This is a genomic window from Kribbella swartbergensis, from assembly GCF_054784135.1.
This window is the reverse complement of the sequence record NZ_BAAGPM010000007.1, coordinates 222,221-241,162: the sequence shown is the minus strand read 5'-3', so window position 1 is coordinate 241,162 and position 18,942 is coordinate 222,221. Positions and strand designations below refer to the sequence as shown.

The window sequence follows — 18,942 nt, the reverse complement described above, 5'->3', positions numbered from 1 at the left end:
GCGTAGGAATACTCAAATCTGGCCGTAGCACTTAGCCTGGCCCGCATGAGTGAGGTTGACGGGGTGTGTCGTGAGATCGATCGGCGCGACGAGAAGGCGCGGGCGTGGGTAGCGGAGGCGGTCCGGATCGTGGACGCCGACGCGAACCGGAGCGCGGACACCCACCTGCATGTGTTTCCGATGCCCGAGCTCACCGGGGTCGACCTGTATCTGAAGGACGAGTCCGTGCACCCGACCGGCTCGCTCAAGCACCGGCTGGCCAGGTCGCTGTTCCTGTACGCGCTCTGCAACGGCTGGATCCGCGAGGGCACCACGGTGATCGAGGCGTCCAGCGGCTCGACCGCGGTCAGCGAGGCGTACTTCGCCCGGCTGCTCGGCCTCCCGTTCATCGCGGTGATGCCGCGCTCGACGAGCCGGGAGAAGGTGGAGCTGATCGAGTTCTACGGCGGCCGCTGCCACTTCGTCGAGCGGTCCGGTCAGATCTACGGCGAGGCGAAGCGGCTGGCCGAGGAGACCGGCGGCCACTACATGGACCAGTTCACGTACGCCGAACGCGCCACCGACTGGCGCGGGAACAACAACATCGCCGAGTCGATCTTCGGCCAGCTGAAGCTCGAGGAGCACCCGATCCCGACCTGGATCGTGGTCGGGGCCGGCACCGGCGGTACGTCGGCCACCATCGGCCGCTACGTCCGCTACCTGCGCCACGACACCTCGGTGTGCGTGGTCGACCCGGAGAACTCGGCGTTCTTCCCCGGCTACGAGGCCGGTGACGACGACTTCTCCACCGGCCGCCCGTCCCGGATCGAGGGCATCGGCCGGCCGCGGGTGGAGCCGTCGTTCGTCCTCGGCGTGGTGGACCGGATGATCTCGGTTCCGGACGCGGCCTCGATCGCGGCGATGCGGTTCTGCTCCCGGGTGACCGGCCGTCTGGTCGGCGGCTCGACCGGGACCAACCTGTGGGGTGCGCTGCGGCTGGCCGAGGAGATGCGGCGCTCCGGCAAGCGCGGCAGCATCGTCACGCTGCTCTGCGACAGCGGCGAGCGGTACGGCAACACCTACTACGACGACGCCTGGCTGCGCACCAACGGCATCGACATCGCCCCCTACACAGCCACCCTGGAAACCTTCGCCACCACCGGCCGCTGGCGCGAACCGGTGGGTGTGTAGGAGCCTACCCACGCGTGCTACGCGGCCGCTCCTCCGTCGCAACCGCTACGCGCGCTCCCACCCACCCTCCGGCTTATCGCCGGCGTATTCTCTGCGGGCTGCCGCCCGCGTGCGTCTCGGGCTGTCGCCCTCGTGTTGCGGGCTGCCGCCCGCGTGCGTCTCGGGCTGTCGCCCTCGTGTTGCGGCCTGTGGCCGCGTGTGTCTCGGGCTGCCGCCGGACCTGGTGCAGCGCTGCCGCGCTGTGATGTGCGGGCTGTCGCGTGGGACGAATCAGCTGCCGATCCACAGGCCGGCGGCTAGGCCGGTGGCGTAGAGGAGTTCGGTGAGGCCGGTGGTTTTCAGGACGGGGATGAGGGCTGGGCCTACGGCGTCGCTGAGTACGACCTTGACGGACTTGATGGCCAGTGGGAGGGCGATGAGGGCCAGGAGGGTCCACGGGGTTGCCAGAGCGGAGACCACGGCCAAGACCAACGCCAGGGCGATCAGAGCGGCGTACAGCTGCCGGGAGCGTGCGGCACCCAGTACGACGGCCAGCGTGCGCTTCCCCGTCACGGTGTCGGTGGGGATGTCCCGCAGGTTGTTGGCGACCAGGAGTGCGCAGGCGATCGCGCCGATCGCCACAGCCCCGGCCAGAGCAGTCCAGCTCAGCGTCTCCGCCTGCACGTAGGTGGTGCCCAGTACGGCGACCAGACCGAAGAACACGAAGACGCTGACCTCACCGAGCGCGCGGTACCCGTACGGCCGCTTGCCGCCGGTGTAGAACCACGCACCGACCAGTGAGGCCGCTCCTGCGACCAGCAGCCACCAGTTGGACGTCGCGCACAGGATCACCCCGAGTGCGGCGCCCACACCGAAGCAGGTGAAGGCTGCGGTCTTCACCTGTCTCGGAGTGGCGACCTTGGAGCCGACCAAGCGCAGTGGACCGACCCGGTTCTCGTCCGTACCGCGGATGCCGTCGCTGTAGTCGTTGGCGTAGTTGACCCCGATCTGCAGGGCCAGGGCAACGCCGAGTGCCAGTAGTGCCTTCCACCAGACGAAGCCGTCCAGGTAGGCGGCCGCACCGGTTCCGACGAGGACCGGAGCGATCGCGGCGGGCAGCGTGCGTGGGCGTGCGCCTTCGATCCACTGGGCAGGGGTGGCCATGACTGCCGATTGTGTCAGCCGCGGACAGGGCCGCCGCGCCCGGCCCGTACGCTCGTTGCTGACATGTCTACCTTGCGCCTGGTCCCCGGTACGCCGGATGCCGTGCTGTCCGCGCTCACCGACGTACTGGACGGCACTGGTACGCCGTTCGCGCCGATGCCTTCCGATCCGGCCGAAGCTGCCCGGGTCCGGCAGGCGGCCGCACCGGACCAGCCGCTGGAGGACGACTGCGCTGTGGTGCTGACCACATCAGGATCGTCCGGTGAGCCGAAGGGCGTGCTGCTGTCGCGGGAGGCGCTGATCGCGTCCGCGACCGCCACACACGACAGGCTGGGCGGACCGGGTCAGTGGCTGCTGCCGATGAAGCCGTACTTCGTCGGCGGGTTGCAGATCCTCACACGCTCGGTGCTGGCCGGACAGTCACCTGTGTTGCTGGAAGACAGCTTCAGCGCCGCGGCCGCGTCGATGACGGGGGCACGCCGCTACACCGCGATGGTGCCGACCCAGCTGGCTCGCTACCTGGAGACGGACCTGGACGCTCTGCGGTCGTTCGACGCCATCGTGATCGGAGGCGCCGCCACCCCGCCCCATCTGAAGGCCCGGGCCGCCGAGGCCGCTGTCAGGGCGATCCCGGCGTACGGCATGACCGAGACGGGCAGCGGGTGTGTGTACGCCGGTGTCCCGCTGGCGGGGACGTCGATCGGCTTCGACGACGGACGGATCCTGATCAAGGGCCCGACGTTGTTCTCCGGGTACCGGCTGCGGCCGGAGTTGACCGCGGAGGTACTGCGCGACGGGTGGTTCCGGACCCAGGACCGCGGGCAGTTGGTGGACGGCCGGCTGCAGGTGATCGGGCGGCTGGACGACGTGGTGATCTCCGGTGGTGTGAACGTGACGCTGCCGTCGGTGCAGGCGCGGCTGCTCGAGCATCCGAAGGTCGACGACGCGGTGGTGCTCGGGGTGCCGGACGCCGAGTGGGGAACGCGGGTGGTCGCGTTCGTCGTGGGTGAGCCCGGCCGGGACGAGTTGCGGGATTTCGTCGCCGAGACGTTGCCGCGGACCTGGGCGCCGCGCGAGGTGATCCGGCTGACCGCGCTGCCGATGCTTGCCTCGGGCAAGGTTGACCGCCGGCAGCTGCTGGAGGGTGTGTGGTGATCACCTACTCGATCGGCCTGAAGAACAGGTTCCGCGGCATCACCGTGCGCGAGGGCATGCTCTTCGAGGGACCGGCCGGGTGGGCGGAGTGGAGTCCGTTCCTGGACTACGACGACGCCACCTGCGTCCCCTGGCTCCAGGCCGCGCGGGAGGCGGCGTACGACGGGTGGCCGACTGCTGTGCGTTCCGCCGTACCGGTGAACTGCACCGTGCCTGCTGTGGGTCCCGAGAAGGCAGCCGAGATCGTACGGGCGTCCGGGTGTCGCACAGCCAAGGTGAAGGTCGCTGAGCCAGGTCAGACACTGGCTGACGACCTGGCGCGTGTGGAGGCCGTACGGGATGCCATCGGCGACGGCCGGGTGCGGATCGACGCCAACGGCGCGTGGTCCGTCGACGACGCCGTGCGGTGCCTGAAGGAACTCAAGCGCTTCGAGCTGGAATATGTGGAACAGCCTTGCGCAGCCGTCGAGGATCTGGCCGCGGTACGACGCCGGACCGACGTGCTGGTGGCTGCGGACGAGTCGATCCGCCGGGCTGAGGACCCGTTGCTGGTCAGGAAGCTGGAAGCCGCGGACATCGCCGTGTTGAAGGTGCAACCGATCGGTGGGGTCCGTGCCTGTCTGGAGATCGCCGAGCAGATCGGCCTGCCTGTGGTGGTGTCGTCAGCACTCGAGACCTCGGTGGGCATCGCCGCGGGTGTCGCTTTGGCTGCCGCGCTTCCCGAGCTGCCGTACGCCTGCGGCCTGGCCACCGTCTCCATGTTCACCAGTGAGGTCGTTGCCGACCCCCTGCTACCGGTGGACGGCGTACTGCCGGTGAAGCGGGTCCAGCCCGATCCTGCGTTGCTGGAAGCTACTCGGGCGGATGCGGCCAGGACTGCGGTGTGGGAAGAGCGCATGAGCCGAGTGCAGAAGAGGAGTGCCGGATGAATCCGTCCACGGCGTTTGCGACTGTGGTGGTCGACGAGCTGATCCGCTGCGGCGTACGGGAGGCCGTGGTGGCTCCGGGGTCCCGCAGTGCACCGCTGGCGTTGGCACTCGCCGCCGCGGATCGTGAGGGTCGGCTGCGGCTGCACGTCCGGATCGACGAGCGTACGGCGGGGTTCCTGGCGATCGGCGTGATTCGCGGGACCGGTCTGCCGGTGCCGGTGGTGACGACGTCCGGTACGGCGGTGGCGAACCTGCACCCGGCGGTGTTGGAGGCTTCGCACAGCGGGCTGCCGTTGATCGTGCTGAGCGCGGACCGGCCGCCGGCGTTGCGGGGGAGCGGTGCCAACCAGACGACTGATCAGCTGAAGGTGTTCGGGTCTGCCGTACGGCGGTTCCACGAGATGGGTACGCCGGTCCGCGAGGTCGGCCAGGTCGCGTACTGGCGCTCGCAGGTCGCACGTGCCGTGGCCGACGCGGTAGGTGCTCGGTCGGCGGATCCAGGGCCGGTGCAACTCAACTGCCCGTTGGCGGAGCCCCTAGTGCCTACGGACGGACCCGACTGGCCTGAGCCGCTGGAAGGCCGTGGCTCCGGGCCCTGGACTACTGTGCACGCCGCGGTCGGGCAGCCCTCGACTGTCCAGCCCGGTCCGAAGACTGTGGTGGTGGCTGGGGACGGCGCGTCCCAGGCCGCGCGGTTGGCGGCGGAAGCCGGCCGGTGGCCGTTGTTCGCCGAACCCTCCAGCCGGGCCCGGACCGGTCCCGCGGTCATCTCGGCGTACCGGTTGTTGCTGCAGGCAAACTCTATGGCGGGCGAGATCGAGCGGGTGCTGGTGTTCGGCCATCCGACGTTGTCGCGGCCGATCTCGAAACTGCTCGCCCGGCCCGACGTCGAGGTGATCGTGGTCTCGCCGACCGGGCTGTGGCCGGACCCGGCCCGGCGGGCGAGGTCCGTCGTCACCGGGTTGGAGGTCGCCGGACCGGACACCACCGACTGGCTGGATCGCTGGCAGCGCGCGGACCAACTGGCCCGTCCCGAGATCGACAAGGTGCTCGCCGACGGCCTCACCGGGCCGGGGATCGCGGCGATCGTCGGAGAGGCGGTCGGTGCCGACGGCATGCTCGTGGTCGCCTCCTCGAACCCGGTCCGCGACCTCGACCTGGCGCCGGTGGTCCCGATCCGGACCATCGCCAACCGCGGCCTGGCCGGGATCGACGGCACCGTCTCGACGGCTGTCGGCGCCGCGCTGGCGAACGCGGGACCGACGTACGCGCTGATCGGCGATCTGGCCTTCCTGCACGATGCCAACGGCCTGATCATCGGCCCCGACGAGGCGCGCCCGGACCTGCGCATCATCGTCGTGAACGACAACGGCGGCGGCATCTTCTCCACTCTCGAGCAGGGCGACCCGACCCACGCCGCGCACTTCGAGCGAGTCTTCGGTACGCCGCACGACACCGACCTGTCGGCCCTGTGTGCCGCGACCCGCACGCCCTACACGCTGGCCGAAACCCCGGAGGCCCTCCGTGCGGCGCTAGCGCCCACCGTTGCCGGCCTGGACGTCGTCGAGGCCCGCGTCGCGCGCAGCACTCACCGGCCGTTGACCGAGGCGCTGGTGTCCGCGCTCAGCCAGCTGTAGCTTCGCCGGCTGCAGCGTCCGCAGGTGGCTCAGCAGCGGGACGATGGTGGCCAGTGCCAGTGCGGTGGTGGTGAGGATCGGGATGGTGGCACCGCGCAACGAGGAGTTGAGCGGTGCGGCGATGGTGAATATCAGACTGACCGCGGTGATCGCGGTGGTGAGCCGCCGGCCGGGTCGTGCGACGGCCAGGAACGGCAGGCACCACAGGAAGTACCAGTCGTGCGCGCTGGGACCGAGAAGCACCACGGCCAGCAGGGCGATGCCGACAGCCCGCGCCGCGTGATGGATGGACGACCGCAGACTCAGTACGGCGATCAGTGTGACAGCCGCAACCATCCCGACCAGCCGGACGATCCGCAGCGCCTGCTCCGCCGCGGTGTCCTCGCCCAGCCACCCGAGTACGCCGGACGCCGCCATGCCGATCAGGTTCGCGATCGAGAAGGGCGAGCGGACCAGCCCGGGTACGTCGAGCGCACCGAGCCACCCGGAGCCCACACCGGTCAGCTCACCGATGGTGACCAGCGTGAGCACAGAAACCGCGCCGGCGATTGCGAGACTGGCGAACCGCAGAGCCTTCCCGGCCAGTGGACTCATCACCGCGGCGATCGCAATCACCACGAGACCGCCCGGCAGCTTCACCGCAGCCGCGGCACCGGCCACGACAGCCGCCGTACCCCAGCGACCGGTCAGGGCCAGCGCGAACGCGCTGCAGGCCAGGCCAAGCATCAGTACGTCGTTGTGCGCGGCCCCGATGCCGTGAGTGAGCAGCATCGGGTTGGCGACGACCAGCCAGGTGGCGAGCAGTGGATCCACCCGACAGGCGGTCGCGAGTCGCGGGACGGCCCAGGCGATCAGCACGATCCCCCCTACGGCGAGGAGCCGGTGCGCCAGCATCAGCACGTACGGGTCCATGGTGAGCCGCGCGAGCAGGCCGCCGTACGCCAGAGGTAGTGGTCCGTACGGCGCCGGGGTCTGCATCCACATCGGGTCGACCGCCTCGACGACGTGTCCGGACAGTACGCCGGGGCCTACGTCGTACGGGTTGAAGCCCTCGGCAACGAGTGCACCCTGAGCGGCGTAGCTCCACGCGTCCCGGCTGAACAGTGGCGGGATGAGGAGCAGCGGTGTGCTCCAGCACGCCGCCACGCGTAGTACTGGGGGTCGCAGCCCGGCCATCACCTGCCGGCCAGCGGACAGCCAGGCCCAGGCCATCAGCCCGAGCCCGGCCACCATGAACGAAAGACCGACCATGCGGCCCGGCAGACTGGTCCGCAGATCTCCTGTCACGGGGAACGACGCCACCCACGAGGAGGGCGGCACCACCGAGGTCACCAGGCTCGCCACGGCGACTACGACGGAGCCGACCACCCCACGGACCATCGGCGAGCGCATGGGCGGACGTTAACCGCCGTGGGCGACTCCCTGATGAACAAAGCCTTGCGTCAGGCGGATTCCTTGCGGAAAGTGCGGGCACCGACGGCCAGTCCGACGATCGTCAGCAGCACGACCCAGAACAGGCCCCACAGCGACGAACTGTTGTCGATGTCGCCGCGGAACAGCGCCCGGACGCCGTTCACCACGTGCTTCAGCGGGCTGATGTCCGACAGCCGCTGCAGCCAGGTCGGACCGATCTGCATCGGCAGCAGGATGCCGGACAGCAGCAGGAGCGGCATCGCGATGCCGTTCAGCAGCGGCGCCAACGCGTCCTCGCTCTTCGTGATGAGCGCGACCGAGTACGACAGGGATGCGAACGTGGCGCCCAGCAGGGCGACGATCACCAGCGACAGCAGCACGCCACCCCACGGCGCCCGTAGGCCCAGCGGGACCGCGGCGATAAGCAGGACCAGCGTCTGCACGACCAGTACGACGACATCGCGCAGGACCCGCCCGGCCATGAGTGCGATCCGGGAAGCGGGCGTGACCCGGTCGGCCTCGATCACGCCGGCCCGGTACTCCGCGATCAGCCCGAAGCCGACGAACATCGCGCCGAACATGCCGAGCTGGACGATCAGGCCGGGGATGAACACCTGGTAGGCGTTCGTGGTCGCGCCCTGGCTGATCTGCGCGGTGATCGGCTTCAGCAGCGGGCCGAACAGGAACAGGTACATCAGCGGCTGGCTGAGCATCAGGATCGCCCACATCGGGTTCCGCAGGGTCAGCCGCATGGCACGCTGGAAGACGATCCATGTCTCACGGAGCACGGTCATGCCGCCGCCTCCTTCGCCGTCTCCACAGGAGTTTCGTCGTCGCGCAGTGAGCGTCCGGTCATGGTCAGGAACACGTCGTCCAGCGTCGGGCGGTGCACCTCGACGCCGTCCAGCTCGATGCCCTGGGCATCGACCTGGCGGAGCAGGCCGGGCAGCACCGAACCGCCGCGCGGGATCCGGAAGGCGACCACGTCACCGTCGGTCTCCACCGCGGTCGCACCGTCCAGTTCGCCGACGATCTTGGTCACCTCGGCCGCCTGGCCGGCGTCGGCCAGACTCAGCCGGACCGCGTCACCGGAGACCTGCTGCTTCAGTTCCTCCGGGGTGCCGGCGGCAACGATCCGGCCGTGGTCGATGACCAGGATCCGGTCGCAGAGCGCGTCCGCCTCGTCCAGGTAGTGGGTGGTGAGGAAGATCGTGGCGCCGCGGTCGCGCAGGCCGCGGATGTGCTGCCACAGGTTCGCCCGGGCCTGCGGGTCAAGGCCGGTGGTCGGCTCGTCCAGGAAGATCAGCTTCGGGTCGTGGATCAGCCCCATCACGATGTCGAGACGGCGCCGCTGCCCGCCGGACAGCGTCTTGCACTGCCGCCGCCACAGGCCGGGCAGGTCGAGTTCGTCGAACAGCCGCTGACCGTCCGCGGCCGCCTTCGCCTTCGGTACGCCGTACAGCCGGGCGTGGTCGACGACCTCGTCGCCGGCGATCGCCTCCGGCAGCGTCGAGCCGCTCTGCGACACGTACCCGATGCCGCGGCGGACACCGACCGGGTCCTTGGCCAGGTCGCAGCCAGCCACCGTCGCGGTCCCGGCGGTCGGCTTGATCAGCGTCGCGAGCATCCGCATCGTGGTCGTCTTGCCGGCCCCGTTCGGCCCGAGGAAGCCGACGATCTCCCCGTCGGCGACATCCAGATCAACTCCCTGCACGGCCTGCACCGGGCCTCGTTTGGTCTTGAAGGTGCGCACCAGTCCGCGCGCTTCGATCATCATGCCGCTCAGTCTGTGTGATCAACTTTGAATAGTCAACGTTGATTAGGCGGCTCCACTGGCGGCGCCGAGAGCCCGTGGATCTACTCGGAGGGTGGGCCGGGGATCTCGCCCCAATGGGTGACCATGCCGGGGTACGGCGTCCAGTCGGCGGGCTCGCCGGCGAACGAGTAGGCGCCGTTCGCGATCCGCTCGCGGAACGAACGGGTCCACTCGAGCTCGCCGCGATTCCGGGCGGTGGTGATCCGGAACATCTCGACGACGTGGCTGGGCGTGCCGGGGTCCTCGAGGACCTGCCGCTCCGCGAACGGCTCGGCCTTCTGCCGCTGCTCGAGTTGACTAATGCGCGCCTCGAGCGCGGCGAGCACCTCGTCGCGCCGCAGCGACCACAGGAAGCTCAAGGTCACCATCATCCGGTCCGGATGGAAGCCGTCCACGTTCCAGAGCATCTGCCGGAGCAGGGAGAAGTACTCCGTCTCGCCGTCGGCCGTCAGCTTGTACGACGTACGCCCCGGGCGGTTCCCTGCGCCCTCCTCGAGCTCCTGCAGATAGCCGTGCTTGGCCAGCGTGCGGAGGCCGGTGTAGATCGAGCCGGGGTTGATGTTCGCCCATTCCTGCACGTTCCAGGTGAGCAGCTCACGGCGCAGCTGGTACCCGTAGGCCGGCTGGAAGATCCGCACGACCCCGAGCAGCAGCAACCGCGTGGTGGACATGAGCGCAGTGTAAATCCGCGCGACCGATCCGGGTCCTCAGGCGTAGTCTCCGTGGGCATGGAAGTGCGTGTCACGAGTGACCCCGCCGCGTTCGAGGCCACGGTGTTCCCTTTCCTGCAACAGGATCCGGTCCTGCACACGATCATCATGAGCAACGTCCACGAACGCGCCAAGGGAACCGCCCGCGCCGAGGACGAGCCGTCGTACTTCGTCTCCGTGCACGACGGGGACGATGTCGCCGGCGCGGCGATGCGGACCCCGGGACGGCTGGTGTACGTCGGCGCGCTCCGCGAAGACCTCGCGGAGGCGGTGGCCGACGCGTACGTCGACGTACTGCCGGAGCTGGACGGTGTCGCGGGTGACCGGCCGGCCGCCTGGCGGTTCGCGAACCGGTGGTGCGAGCGGCGCGGTGGTACGGCGACGGAGACCAAGGGCACTCGGCTGCACAAGCTGGTCACCCTGACACCTCTCGAGGCCGACGGGGCCGGCCGCGCCCGATGAAGGACGACGAGGTCGACCTGGTCGGCGCGTGGGGGAGGGACGGTTTCGCCGAGGAGCTGCGGACCGGGTACCGCGAGTGGGCCGAGCGGCACCTGCGGGACGAGACCATGTGGATCTGGGAGGCCGACGGGCAGCCGGTGAGCATGGTCGGGTACCACCTGCCGGTCTTCGGCGTGTGCCGGGTCGGGCCGGTCTACACGCCGCCGGAGCATCGGCGGCACGGGTACGCCGGTGCGCTCACCAGCCACGTGTCCGCCGAAATACTTGCTCAGGGCAACCAGGCGTGCCTCTACACCGACCTGGCCAACCCGACCTCGAACAAGATCTATCACCAGGCCGGCTACCGCCCCGTCGCCGACTTCGTCGACCTCCAGTTCACCGCCTGACCGCGCGGGGCGGCCGGAGGCGGTGTCCTTGTCAGGTGAGGTCGGTGGACTCGCCGGGGGTGAGGGCCAGGTAGGGGCGGCCGCCCTGTTCGCTCAGCCACCGCTTCATCATGCCGAGGCCGATGGGGCTGAGGAGGCCGTCGTGGATGCCGACCGTCTGCTGCGACTCGACGGCGCGGGCGTATTCGATCGCGGGCGGGAGGGAGAACCAGGGGCCGGAGATCGGGACCAGGTTGGTGTGGACGGCGCGATCGGGCCGGGTGAACGAGTCGCCCGGGTGGTAGACGGCGTCCTCGATCAGGTAGCCGACGTTCTCGCACGGCACACCCAGCTCCGGCAGGATCACGGCGTGGTCCTTGCCGTAGGCACGGACCGCGAAACCGGCCGCCTCGAAGGACTGCCCGCCTGACACCACGGTGACCCGGTCGCCCAGGTCGGCAAGCTGCGCGGCGACGCCGGCGTTGGTGTAGACCGGCGCGTCCAGCGCCTTGATGCGCTCGACGTCCAGGTGGTCGGGGTGCTCGTGCGTGACCAGGATCGCGTCCGCGCGCTGGAACACGGCGTCCTCGCTGAACGTCCCCGGATCGATGAGCAGGACCTTGCCGTCCTTCTCCAGCCGGACACAGGCGTGCGCGTACTTGGTGAGCTTCACAGTCAGTCTCCCAGCGCGTCTCTCATCGGAACCAGCTTGGCGTTCGTCTCGGCCAGCTCGGCGACCGGGTCGGAGCCGGCCACGATGCCCGCGCCGGCGAAAATGCGCATCCGCCGCGGGTCGTCCGGGTCGGCCTGCCCGCAGCGCAGCGCGATGCACCACTCGCCGTCGCCGGCCGCGTCCATCCAGCCGACCGGTCCGCTGAACCGGCCGCGCCGCATGCCCTCGATCTCGCCGATCAGGTCGCGGGCCAGGTCTGTCGGCGTACCGCAGACCGCGGCCGACGGGTGCAGCGCGGCGGCCAGGCCGAGGGCGGACGCGCCGTTGGCGGCGACCCCGGCCACGTCGGTGGCCAGATGCATCACGTTCGGCAGGTGCAGCACGAAGGGCGTCTCCGGCACGTTCATCGACGTGCAGTGCGGCTTCAGCGCGTCGGCGACCGAGCGGACCGCGAACTCGTGCTCCTCCAAGTCCTTGCTCGACCGGGCCAGCGAGGCGGCCAGGGCTAGGTCGTGCGCGTCGTCGCCGGTCCGGCGGATCGTCCCGGCCAGCACCCGGGAGGTGATCAGCCCCTTCTCCCGCCGTACCAGCAGCTCGGGGGTCGCGCCGATCAGACCGTCGACGGCGAACGTCCAGCAGTTCGGGTACGCCGCCGCGAGCTGGCGCAACGGCCAGCGCAGATCGATCGGCTGCTCGGCGATCGCGATCAGGTCGCGGGCCAGCACCACCTTGTCGAGTTCGCCGGCGGTGATCCGCTCGATCGCCTCGGCGACGATGCTCGACCAGTCGGTGCCGGACCGCGCGCCGTCGGCGAACGCGATGTCGTGCACCGGCGACGGTTCGTGGCTGACGAGCTCCGGCGGGCCGGCCAGCGAACTGGCCGGCGAGACCGTGGTCACCCAGGCGGTCCCGCCGCGGCGGCCGACGATCACCTCCGGCACGACCAGTTCACTCGGGTCCTCGTCGGTGAACCCGAACGACCCGAAGCAGACCAGCCCGGACCCTGGTACGCCGACCTCGTCCCGCACGACCGCGGCCGCGACCAGGTCCTTCCACCAGGCCACGGCCTCCTGGAATCTGTTGCCACCGGCAACGTCCAGGCGGGCGGCGACCCCCCAGCCGACGTGACCGTCGCCCCGTCGTACCCAGGCGAGGGCGCCGTCGGCGGGCAGATGGTCCATCAGGTCGGCGGAGACCCCGTCGATCGGCTGGCTCCGGATGACCAGGTGGGGAGCCTGGCTCCGGACCGGCTCAGACAAGCTCACGGCACCACTCCTCGCTCGCGCCTCGGCCCCGGATCACGACGGCCGGCTCCCTGGAGATGCACTCACGAGATGCAAGCGTAGGCCCGCCCGAAGTCCGGCGAATTTCGGTGCCTGTCGGGCCCGTGATCAACTAGACACGTGACCCGGGCAGATCTGAGCAAGCAGCCGAAGGCCGTCGCGGCCATGTTCGACAACGTGGCCGAGGGGTACGACCGGACCAACGCGGTCCAGACGCTGGGTCTGGAGAAGCTGCACTGGCGGCCGCAGACACTGCGCGCGATCGCGCCGGCGAAGGGGATGAAGATCCTCGACCTGGCCGCCGGGACCGGTGCGTCGAGCATCAAGTTGCGCGAGGCCGGCGCCGAGGTGGTGTCGTGCGACTTCTCGGTCGGGATGCTGCGGGTCGGCAAGCGCCGCCACCCCGAACTCGACCTGATCGCCGGCGACGCGCTGCGGCTGCCGTTCGCGGACGACACGTTCGACGTGGTGACGATCTCGTGGGCGCTGCGGAACGTGAACGACGTCACGGTCGCGCTCCGGGAGATGCTCCGGGTGACCCGGCCGGGCGGACGGCTCGTCGTCCTGGAGAACTCGCACCCGACCTGGAAGCCGTTCCGGGTCGCGTACCTGGAGTACATGATGCGCGCGGTCCCGGTGGTGGCGAAGGCGGTGTCGACCAACCCGGAGGCGTACGAGTATCTGGCCGAGTCGGTCCGGGCCTGGCCTGCGCAGGAGCCGCTGGCCCGCACGATCGAGGCGTCCGGCTGGACCCGGGTGCAGTGGCGCAACCTCACCGGCGGTTTGGTGGCGATCCACCGAGCGGTGAAGCCCACTTAATTACGCAAGGAAAATTGCGCATAAATCGCTTGCAGACAAGGGAGTCCGGGCCGGTTTCGTGTCCAAGTCAGGCAGTTCTAGACTGTCGGGTGACGAGCCTTCGTGAATCCCTTCACTAAGTCACACAGTACGAGCGCACAGCCCCCAACTTCCAGGCCGGGAATCGAGATGAGCCAGAGCGTGCCGAGCGGGCAGCAGGTGGAGACCGCCGATGTGATCGTCGTCGGCGCCGGACCTGCCGGATCGTCGGCGGCATACCACCTGGCCAACGCCGGGCTCGACGTCCTGCTGCTGGAGAAGACCGCCTTCCCGCGGGAGAAGGTCTGCGGCGACGGGCTCACCCCGCGCGGCACCAAGCAGCTCATCAACATGGGCATCGACATCTCCGAAGAGGCCGGCTGGATCCGCAACTACGGCCTGCGCATCCAGGGCGCCGGGCACGTCCTGCAGCTCGACTGGCCGGACCTGGCCAGCCACCCGAACTACGGGCTGACCCGCAACCGGATGGACTTCGACGACCTGCTCGCCCGGCAGGCGGTCAAGGCCGGCGCCCGGCTGCGGGAGCGGACCAACGTCACCGGCCCGGTCCTGGACGCCAAGGGTCACATCGTGGGCGTGACCGCCAAGCCGGTCGACGACAACGGCCGCCGCGCCGGTGACGACCTGGAGTTCCGGGCGCCGCTGGTGATGGCCGCCGACGGCAACTCGTCGCGGCTCAGCGTCGCGATGGGCCTGCACAAGCGCGACGACCGCCCGATGGGTGTCGCCGTCCGCACCTACTTCACCAGCCCCCGCCACGACGACGACTACCTCGAGTCGTGGCTCGAACTGTGGGCCGACGACCCGCAGAACCCGGGCCAGCGCAACCTGCTGCCGGGCTACGGCTGGATCTTCGGGATGGGCGACGGCACCGTCAACGTCGGCCTCGGCATCCTGAACACGTCCGAGGCGTTCGGCAAGGTCGACTACTCCGACCTGCTGAAGCAGTGGCTGAAGAACACCCCGGAGGAGTGGCAGTTCCGGGACGAGTTCCAGACCATCCCGATCCGCGGCGCGGCCCTGCCGATGGGCTTCAACCGGCAGCCGCACTACACCCGCGGCCTGATGCTGCTCGGCGACGCCGGCGGCATGGTCAACCCGTTCAACGGCGAGGGCATCCCGTACGCGATGGAGTCCGGGGCGTTCGCCGCCGAGGTCGCCGCCCAGGCCCTGCGCCGGCAGCCGAACCAGCGCGAGCGCGCGCTGTCGGCGTACCCGAAGGCGCTGAAGCAGGAGTACGGCGGCTACTACACGCTCGGCCGGATCTTCGTGAAGCTGATCGGACATCCGGAGGTGATGCGGCTGTGCACGAAGTACGGTCTGCCGCGCACCACGCTGATGAAGTTCACCCTGAAGTTGCTCGCCAACCTCACCGACCCGCGCGACGGCGACGTGATGGACAAGATCATCAACGGCCTCACCAAGGTCGCCCCGGCCGCCTGATCCGGCGGGGCGAGTGAGATGAGCCACAGCGGTACTGATAACACAGTGCTGTTCGGAAACGCAGACAGACAGACCACCGGCTGAAGGAGGGAGCACGAAGCCGATGCACCCTTACGTACCGATCCTCGTTCTCGGTGTGCTCGCGGCGATCTTCGTGGCGGGCACCTTGGTGACGAGCGCGCTGGTCGGACCCCGGCGCTACAACCGGGCCAAGCTCGACTCCTACGAGTGCGGGATCGAGCCGACCCCGCAGCCGGTCGGTGGCGGGCGGTTCCCGGTCAAGTACTACATCACCGCGATGCTCTTCATCGTGTTCGACATCGAGATCATCTTCCTCTACCCGTGGGCGGTCGCCTTCGACCAGATGGCGCTGTTCGGGCTGATCGAGATGGTCATCTTCATCGTCACCGTCTTCGTCGCGTACGCCTACGTGTGGCGCCGCGGCGGTTTGGAATGGGACTGAGCCATGGGTGTTGAGGAACAGCTTCCGGCCGGCGTGCTGCTGACCACGATCGAGGGCCTGTCCGGCTACATGCGGAAGGCGTCGTTGTGGCCGGCAACCTTCGGCCTGGCCTGTTGCGCGATCGAGATGATGACCACCGGTGCGCCGCGCTACGACGCGGCCCGGTTCGGCATGGAGGTCTTCCGGGCGTCCCCCCGGCAGGCCGACCTGATGATCGTGGCCGGCCGGGTGAGCCAGAAGATGGCTCCGGTCCTGCGCCAGATCTACGACCAGATGCCGAACCCGAAGTGGGTGCTCGCGATGGGCGTCTGCGCGTCGTCGGGCGGCATGTTCAACAACTACGCGATCGTGCAGGGCGTGGACCACGTCGTACCGGTCGACATGTACCTGCCCGGCTGCCCGCCGCGGCCGGAGATGCTGCTGGACGCGTTCCTGAAGCTGCACGACCACATCCGGCACAGCAAGCTCGGCGCGCACAAGCGGGCCGAACTGCAGGAGCGGGAGGCCGCGGCGCTGGCCGCCGCGCCGACCATCGAGATGAAGGGGCTGCTTCGGTGAGTGAGCACCAGCCCGAGAACCTTCCGGCGACCTCTCCGGCCGGCGACGCTCAGACGCCGGCCGCGGAGGTGGTGGACCAGCGCCAGGGCATGTTCGGTGTCCGCGGCACCGGTGACACCTCCGGCTTCGGCGGCCTGCGCCGTCAGGTCGCACTGCCCGGCGGTACGCCGAAGCCGTACGGCTCCTGGTTCGACGGCGCGACCGAGCGGCTGGAGAGCCTGGTCGGTGACGGCGCGATCGAGAAGGTCGTGGTCGACCGCGGCGAGCTGACCCTGCACATCCACCGCGAGCGGCTGGTGGAGGTGTGCAAGCACCTGCGCGACGACGAGGCGCTGCGGTTCGAGTTCTGCTCCGGCGTCAGCGGCGTGCACTACCCGAACGAGACCGGCCGGGAGCTGCACGCGGTCTACCACCTGATGTCGATGACCCACAACCGGCGGATCCGGCTCGAGGTGTCCTGCCCGGACGCCGACCCGCACATCCCGTCGATCGTCTCGGTCTACCCGGCCAACGACTGGCACGAGCGGGAGACCTGGGACTTCTTCGGCATCATCTTCGACGGTCACCCGGCGCTGACCCGGATCCAGATGCCGGACGACTGGCCGGGCCACCCGCAGCGCAAGGACTACCCGCTCGGCGGTATCGACGTCGAGTACAAGGGCGCCGTCATCCCGCCGCCCGACACGCGGAGGTCGTACAACTGATGACTGACACACAGGCAGACCCGTACGCTGCGTTCGCTTCGACCCGTGACACCACCGAGGGCAAGGTCTTCACCGTCACCGGCCAGGACTGGGACTCGGTCGTGGCCGGCCTCGGCGAGGAGCCGGAGGAGCGCGTCGTCGTCAACATGGGCCCGCAGCACCCGTCCACGCACGGCGTGCTCCGGCTCATCCTGGAGCTCGAGGGCGAGACGGTGACCGAGGCCCGCTGCGGCATCGGCTACCTGCACACCGGTATCGAGAAGAACATGGAGTTCCGCTCCTGGACGCAGGGCGTCACGTTCTGCACCCGGATGGACTACCTGTCGCCGTTCTACAACGAGGCGGCGTACTGCCTCGCGGTCGAGCGGCTGCTCGGGATCGAGGACCAGATCCCCGAGAAGGCGAACGTGATGCGGGTGCTCCTGATGGAGCTCAACCGGATCAGCAGCCACCTGGTCTGCATCGCCACCGGTGGGATGGAGATCGGCGCGCTCACCGTGATGACGATCGGCTTCCGCGAGCGGGAGATGACGCTCGACCTGTTCGAGCTGATCACCGGCCTGCGGATGAACCACGCGTTCATCCGGCCGGGCGGTGTCGCGCAGGACCTGCCGCCGGGTGCGCTGGACAAGATCCGCGAGTACATCACCTGGATGAACAAGCACCTGCCCGAGTACGCCGAGCTGTGCAACGCGAACCCGATCTTCAAGGCGCGGCTGCAGGACGTCGGCCACTTGGACCTGACCGGCTGCATGGCGCTCGGCATCACCGGCCCGACGCTGCGCTCGACCGGGTACGCGCTGGACCTGCGCAAGACCCAGCCGTACTGCGGTTACGAGACCTACGACTTCGACGTACCGACGTGGGACACCGCGGACGCCTACGGGCGGTTCCGGATCCGGCTGCAGGAGATGCACGAGTCGCTGAAGATCGTCGAGCAGTGCGCCGACCGGCTCGCCGCGATGGACGGCGAGCCGGTGATGGTGGCCGACAAGAAGATCGGCTGGCCGAGCCAGCTGGCGGTCGGCAGCGACGGGATGGGCAACTCGCTCGACCACATCAAGCACATCATGGGCGAGTCGATGGAGGCCCTGATCCATCACTTCAAGCTGGTCACCGAGGGCTTCCGGGTGCCGGCCGGCCAGGCGTACGTGGCGGTCGAGTCGCCGCGCGGCGAGCTGGGCTGCCACCTGGTCTCCGACGGTGGCACCAAGCCGTACCGGGCGCACTTCCGTGACCCGTCCTTCGCAAACCTGCAGGCGATGCCGATCATGTGCGAGGGCGGACAGGTCGCCGACGTGATCGTCGCCGTCGCCAGCCTTGACCCGGTGATGGGTGGAGTGGACCGATAGATGGCTGAGAATCACGCGACTGCGACCGACAAGCCGGTGCCGTACAGCACCGGTGAGTCGAACATCACCGACACCACGATCGCGGAGCTGCGCGAGCTGGCCGCCCGGTACCCGGTCGGCCGGTCCGCGCTGCTGCCGATGCTGCACCTGGTGCAGTCGGTCGAGGGCCGGATCACCCCGGAGGGCATCGAGGCGTGTGCCGACGTGCTCGGGCTGACCGGTGCCGAGGTGTCCGCGGTGGCGACCTTCTACACGATGTACAAGCGCCGCCCGGTCGGCGAATACCACGTCGGGGTCTGCACCAACACGCTGTGCGCCATCATGGGCGGCGACCTGATCTTCGAGCGGCTGAAGCAGCACCTCGACGTCGGGAACGACGAGACCACCGAGGACGGCAAGATCACCCTCGAGCACCTGGAGTGCAACGCCGCCTGCGACTACGCGCCGGTGATGATGGTGAACTGGGAGTTCTTCGACGACATGACGCCGGAGTCGGCGACCCAGTTGGTCGACGACCTGCGCGAGGGCAAAGAGGTCAAGTCCCCGCGCGGTGCCACGATCTGCACCTGGCGCGAGGCCGAGCGGGTGCTGGCCGGTTTCCCCGACGGCCGCGCCGACGAGGGCCCGACCGGTGGCAAGGCGACACTGGCCGGCCTGCGGCTGGCCCGCGAGCGCAACTGGACCGCGCCCGGCGGACGCGGCGGCTCCCCGGCGCCGATCGACGGTGTCCCGGGTCCCCGCCCCGAGGACCAGCCCGGGCGTGAGTCGCAGGCCGTCCACACCGACGACTCCCGGAAGGAGGACTGAC

At 69.5% G+C, this 18,942-nt stretch carries 20 protein-coding genes; 13 read left to right on the top strand and 7 right to left on the bottom strand.

Annotated elements, in window-relative coordinates:
- The first annotated feature begins 45 nt into the window (after positions 1-45).
- Positions 46-1,170 carry an L-cysteine desulfhydrase Cds1 gene (gene cds1, locus ACYVOK_RS02665; RefSeq protein WP_460660591.1) on the top strand — a complete coding sequence of 375 codons (1,125 nt, stop codon included), beginning with the start codon at positions 46-48 and terminating at the stop codon, positions 1,168-1,170.
- A 270-nt stretch (positions 1,171-1,440) separates the two neighbouring features.
- Here cds1 and ACYVOK_RS02660 read toward each other — a convergent pair whose 3' ends face one another.
- Positions 1,441-2,313 carry a 1,4-dihydroxy-2-naphthoate polyprenyltransferase gene (locus tag ACYVOK_RS02660; RefSeq protein WP_460660590.1) on the bottom strand — a complete coding sequence of 291 codons (873 nt, stop codon included), beginning with the start codon at positions 2,311-2,313 and terminating at the stop codon, positions 1,441-1,443.
- A gap of 63 nt (positions 2,314-2,376) precedes the next feature.
- Here ACYVOK_RS02660 and menE point away from each other — a divergent pair, with 63 nt between their 5' ends.
- Genes menE through menD form a run of 3 tightly spaced genes read left to right on the top strand, consistent with a single transcriptional unit; the run spans position 2,377 to position 6,034 of the window.
- Positions 2,377-3,468 (top strand): o-succinylbenzoate--CoA ligase, encoded by a 1,092-nt coding sequence (menE, locus tag ACYVOK_RS02655; RefSeq protein WP_460660589.1) that lies wholly within the window; start codon positions 2,377-2,379, stop codon positions 3,466-3,468.
- Positions 3,465-4,397, top strand: a complete 933-nt coding sequence (locus ACYVOK_RS02650; protein WP_460660775.1) for an o-succinylbenzoate synthase — start codon at positions 3,465-3,467, stop codon at positions 4,395-4,397. Before menE ends, ACYVOK_RS02650 begins: the two co-directional genes overlap by 4 nt.
- On the top strand, positions 4,394-6,034 hold the full coding sequence (gene menD / locus ACYVOK_RS02645) for a 2-succinyl-5-enolpyruvyl-6-hydroxy-3-cyclohexene-1-carboxylic-acid synthase (RefSeq protein ID WP_460660588.1): 1,641 nt from the start codon (positions 4,394-4,396) through the stop codon (positions 6,032-6,034). Before ACYVOK_RS02650 ends, menD begins: the two co-directional genes overlap by 4 nt.
- Here the strand turns inward: menD and mptB are convergent.
- The 4 genes from mptB to ACYVOK_RS02625 form a co-directional block, all read right to left on the bottom strand.
- Entirely contained in the window at positions 5,930-7,426 is a 1,497-nt protein-coding gene (gene mptB, locus ACYVOK_RS02640; protein ID WP_460660587.1) for a polyprenol phosphomannose-dependent alpha 1,6 mannosyltransferase MptB, read from the bottom strand. The two genes, menD and mptB, sit on opposite strands and share 105 nt — an antisense overlap.
- A 50-nt stretch (positions 7,427-7,476) precedes the next feature.
- Positions 7,477-8,241 (bottom strand): ABC transporter permease, encoded by a 765-nt coding sequence (locus ACYVOK_RS02635; protein WP_460660586.1) that lies wholly within the window; start codon positions 8,239-8,241, stop codon positions 7,477-7,479.
- Positions 8,238-9,224, bottom strand: a complete 987-nt coding sequence (locus ACYVOK_RS02630; RefSeq protein ID WP_460660585.1) for an ATP-binding cassette domain-containing protein — start codon at positions 9,222-9,224, stop codon at positions 8,238-8,240. Before ACYVOK_RS02630 ends, ACYVOK_RS02635 begins: the two co-directional genes overlap by 4 nt.
- An 80-nt stretch (positions 9,225-9,304) precedes the next feature.
- Positions 9,305-9,934, bottom strand: coding sequence for a PadR family transcriptional regulator (locus tag ACYVOK_RS02625; RefSeq protein WP_460660584.1), 630 nt, complete (start codon positions 9,932-9,934; stop codon positions 9,305-9,307).
- Between the two features lie 57 nt (positions 9,935-9,991).
- On the opposite strand from ACYVOK_RS02625, the gene ACYVOK_RS02620 reads away from it, so the two are divergent.
- The gene (locus ACYVOK_RS02620) at positions 9,992-10,435 is read left to right on the top strand and encodes a hypothetical protein (RefSeq protein WP_460660583.1); all 444 of its coding nucleotides are present in this window, start codon (positions 9,992-9,994) and stop codon (positions 10,433-10,435) included.
- A complete protein-coding gene (locus ACYVOK_RS02615) occupies positions 10,432-10,821 on the top strand; it encodes a GNAT family N-acetyltransferase (RefSeq protein WP_460660582.1) in 390 nt (129 codons plus the stop codon). Before ACYVOK_RS02620 ends, ACYVOK_RS02615 begins: the two co-directional genes overlap by 4 nt.
- A 31-nt stretch (positions 10,822-10,852) precedes the next feature.
- Here ACYVOK_RS02615 and ACYVOK_RS02610 read toward each other — a convergent pair whose 3' ends face one another.
- Together ACYVOK_RS02610 and ACYVOK_RS02605 are read right to left on the bottom strand one after the other, a co-directional pair.
- On the bottom strand, positions 10,853-11,473 hold the full coding sequence (locus ACYVOK_RS02610; protein WP_460660581.1) for an MBL fold metallo-hydrolase: 621 nt from the start codon (positions 11,471-11,473) through the stop codon (positions 10,853-10,855).
- A gap of 2 nt (positions 11,474-11,475) precedes the next feature.
- On the bottom strand, positions 11,476-12,738 hold the full coding sequence (locus ACYVOK_RS02605; protein WP_460660580.1) for an isochorismate synthase: 1,263 nt from the start codon (positions 12,736-12,738) through the stop codon (positions 11,476-11,478).
- A gap of 138 nt (positions 12,739-12,876) precedes the next feature.
- Here ACYVOK_RS02605 and ACYVOK_RS02600 point away from each other — a divergent pair, with 138 nt between their 5' ends.
- The 7 genes from ACYVOK_RS02600 (at position 12,877) to nuoE (ending at position 18,941) form a co-directional block, all read left to right on the top strand.
- Positions 12,877-13,575 (top strand): demethylmenaquinone methyltransferase, encoded by a 699-nt coding sequence (locus ACYVOK_RS02600; RefSeq protein WP_460660579.1) that lies wholly within the window; start codon positions 12,877-12,879, stop codon positions 13,573-13,575.
- 168 nt (positions 13,576-13,743) lie between these two features.
- The gene (locus ACYVOK_RS02595) at positions 13,744-15,057 is read left to right on the top strand and encodes a geranylgeranyl reductase family protein (protein WP_460660578.1); all 1,314 of its coding nucleotides are present in this window, start codon (positions 13,744-13,746) and stop codon (positions 15,055-15,057) included.
- Positions 15,058-15,160: 103 nt separating this feature from the next.
- Positions 15,161-15,520 (top strand): NADH-quinone oxidoreductase subunit A, encoded by a 360-nt coding sequence (locus tag ACYVOK_RS02590; protein ID WP_132209850.1) that lies wholly within the window; start codon positions 15,161-15,163, stop codon positions 15,518-15,520.
- A gap of 3 nt (positions 15,521-15,523) precedes the next feature.
- The gene (locus tag ACYVOK_RS02585; RefSeq protein ID WP_460660577.1) at positions 15,524-16,078 is read left to right on the top strand and encodes a NuoB/complex I 20 kDa subunit family protein; all 555 of its coding nucleotides are present in this window, start codon (positions 15,524-15,526) and stop codon (positions 16,076-16,078) included.
- Complete coding sequence (locus ACYVOK_RS02580; RefSeq protein ID WP_460660576.1) at positions 16,075-16,782, top strand: NADH-quinone oxidoreductase subunit C; 708 nt, start codon at positions 16,075-16,077, stop codon at positions 16,780-16,782. The genes ACYVOK_RS02585 and ACYVOK_RS02580 overlap by 4 nt, the downstream gene beginning before the upstream one ends.
- Positions 16,782-18,134, top strand: coding sequence for an NADH-quinone oxidoreductase subunit D (locus ACYVOK_RS02575; RefSeq protein ID WP_460660575.1), 1,353 nt, complete (start codon positions 16,782-16,784; stop codon positions 18,132-18,134). The genes ACYVOK_RS02580 and ACYVOK_RS02575 overlap by 1 nt, the downstream gene beginning before the upstream one ends.
- Entirely contained in the window at positions 18,135-18,941 is an 807-nt protein-coding gene (nuoE, locus tag ACYVOK_RS02570) for an NADH-quinone oxidoreductase subunit NuoE (RefSeq protein ID WP_460660574.1), read from the top strand. It abuts the gene before it with no gap.
- Position 18,942 lies beyond the last annotated feature (1 nt).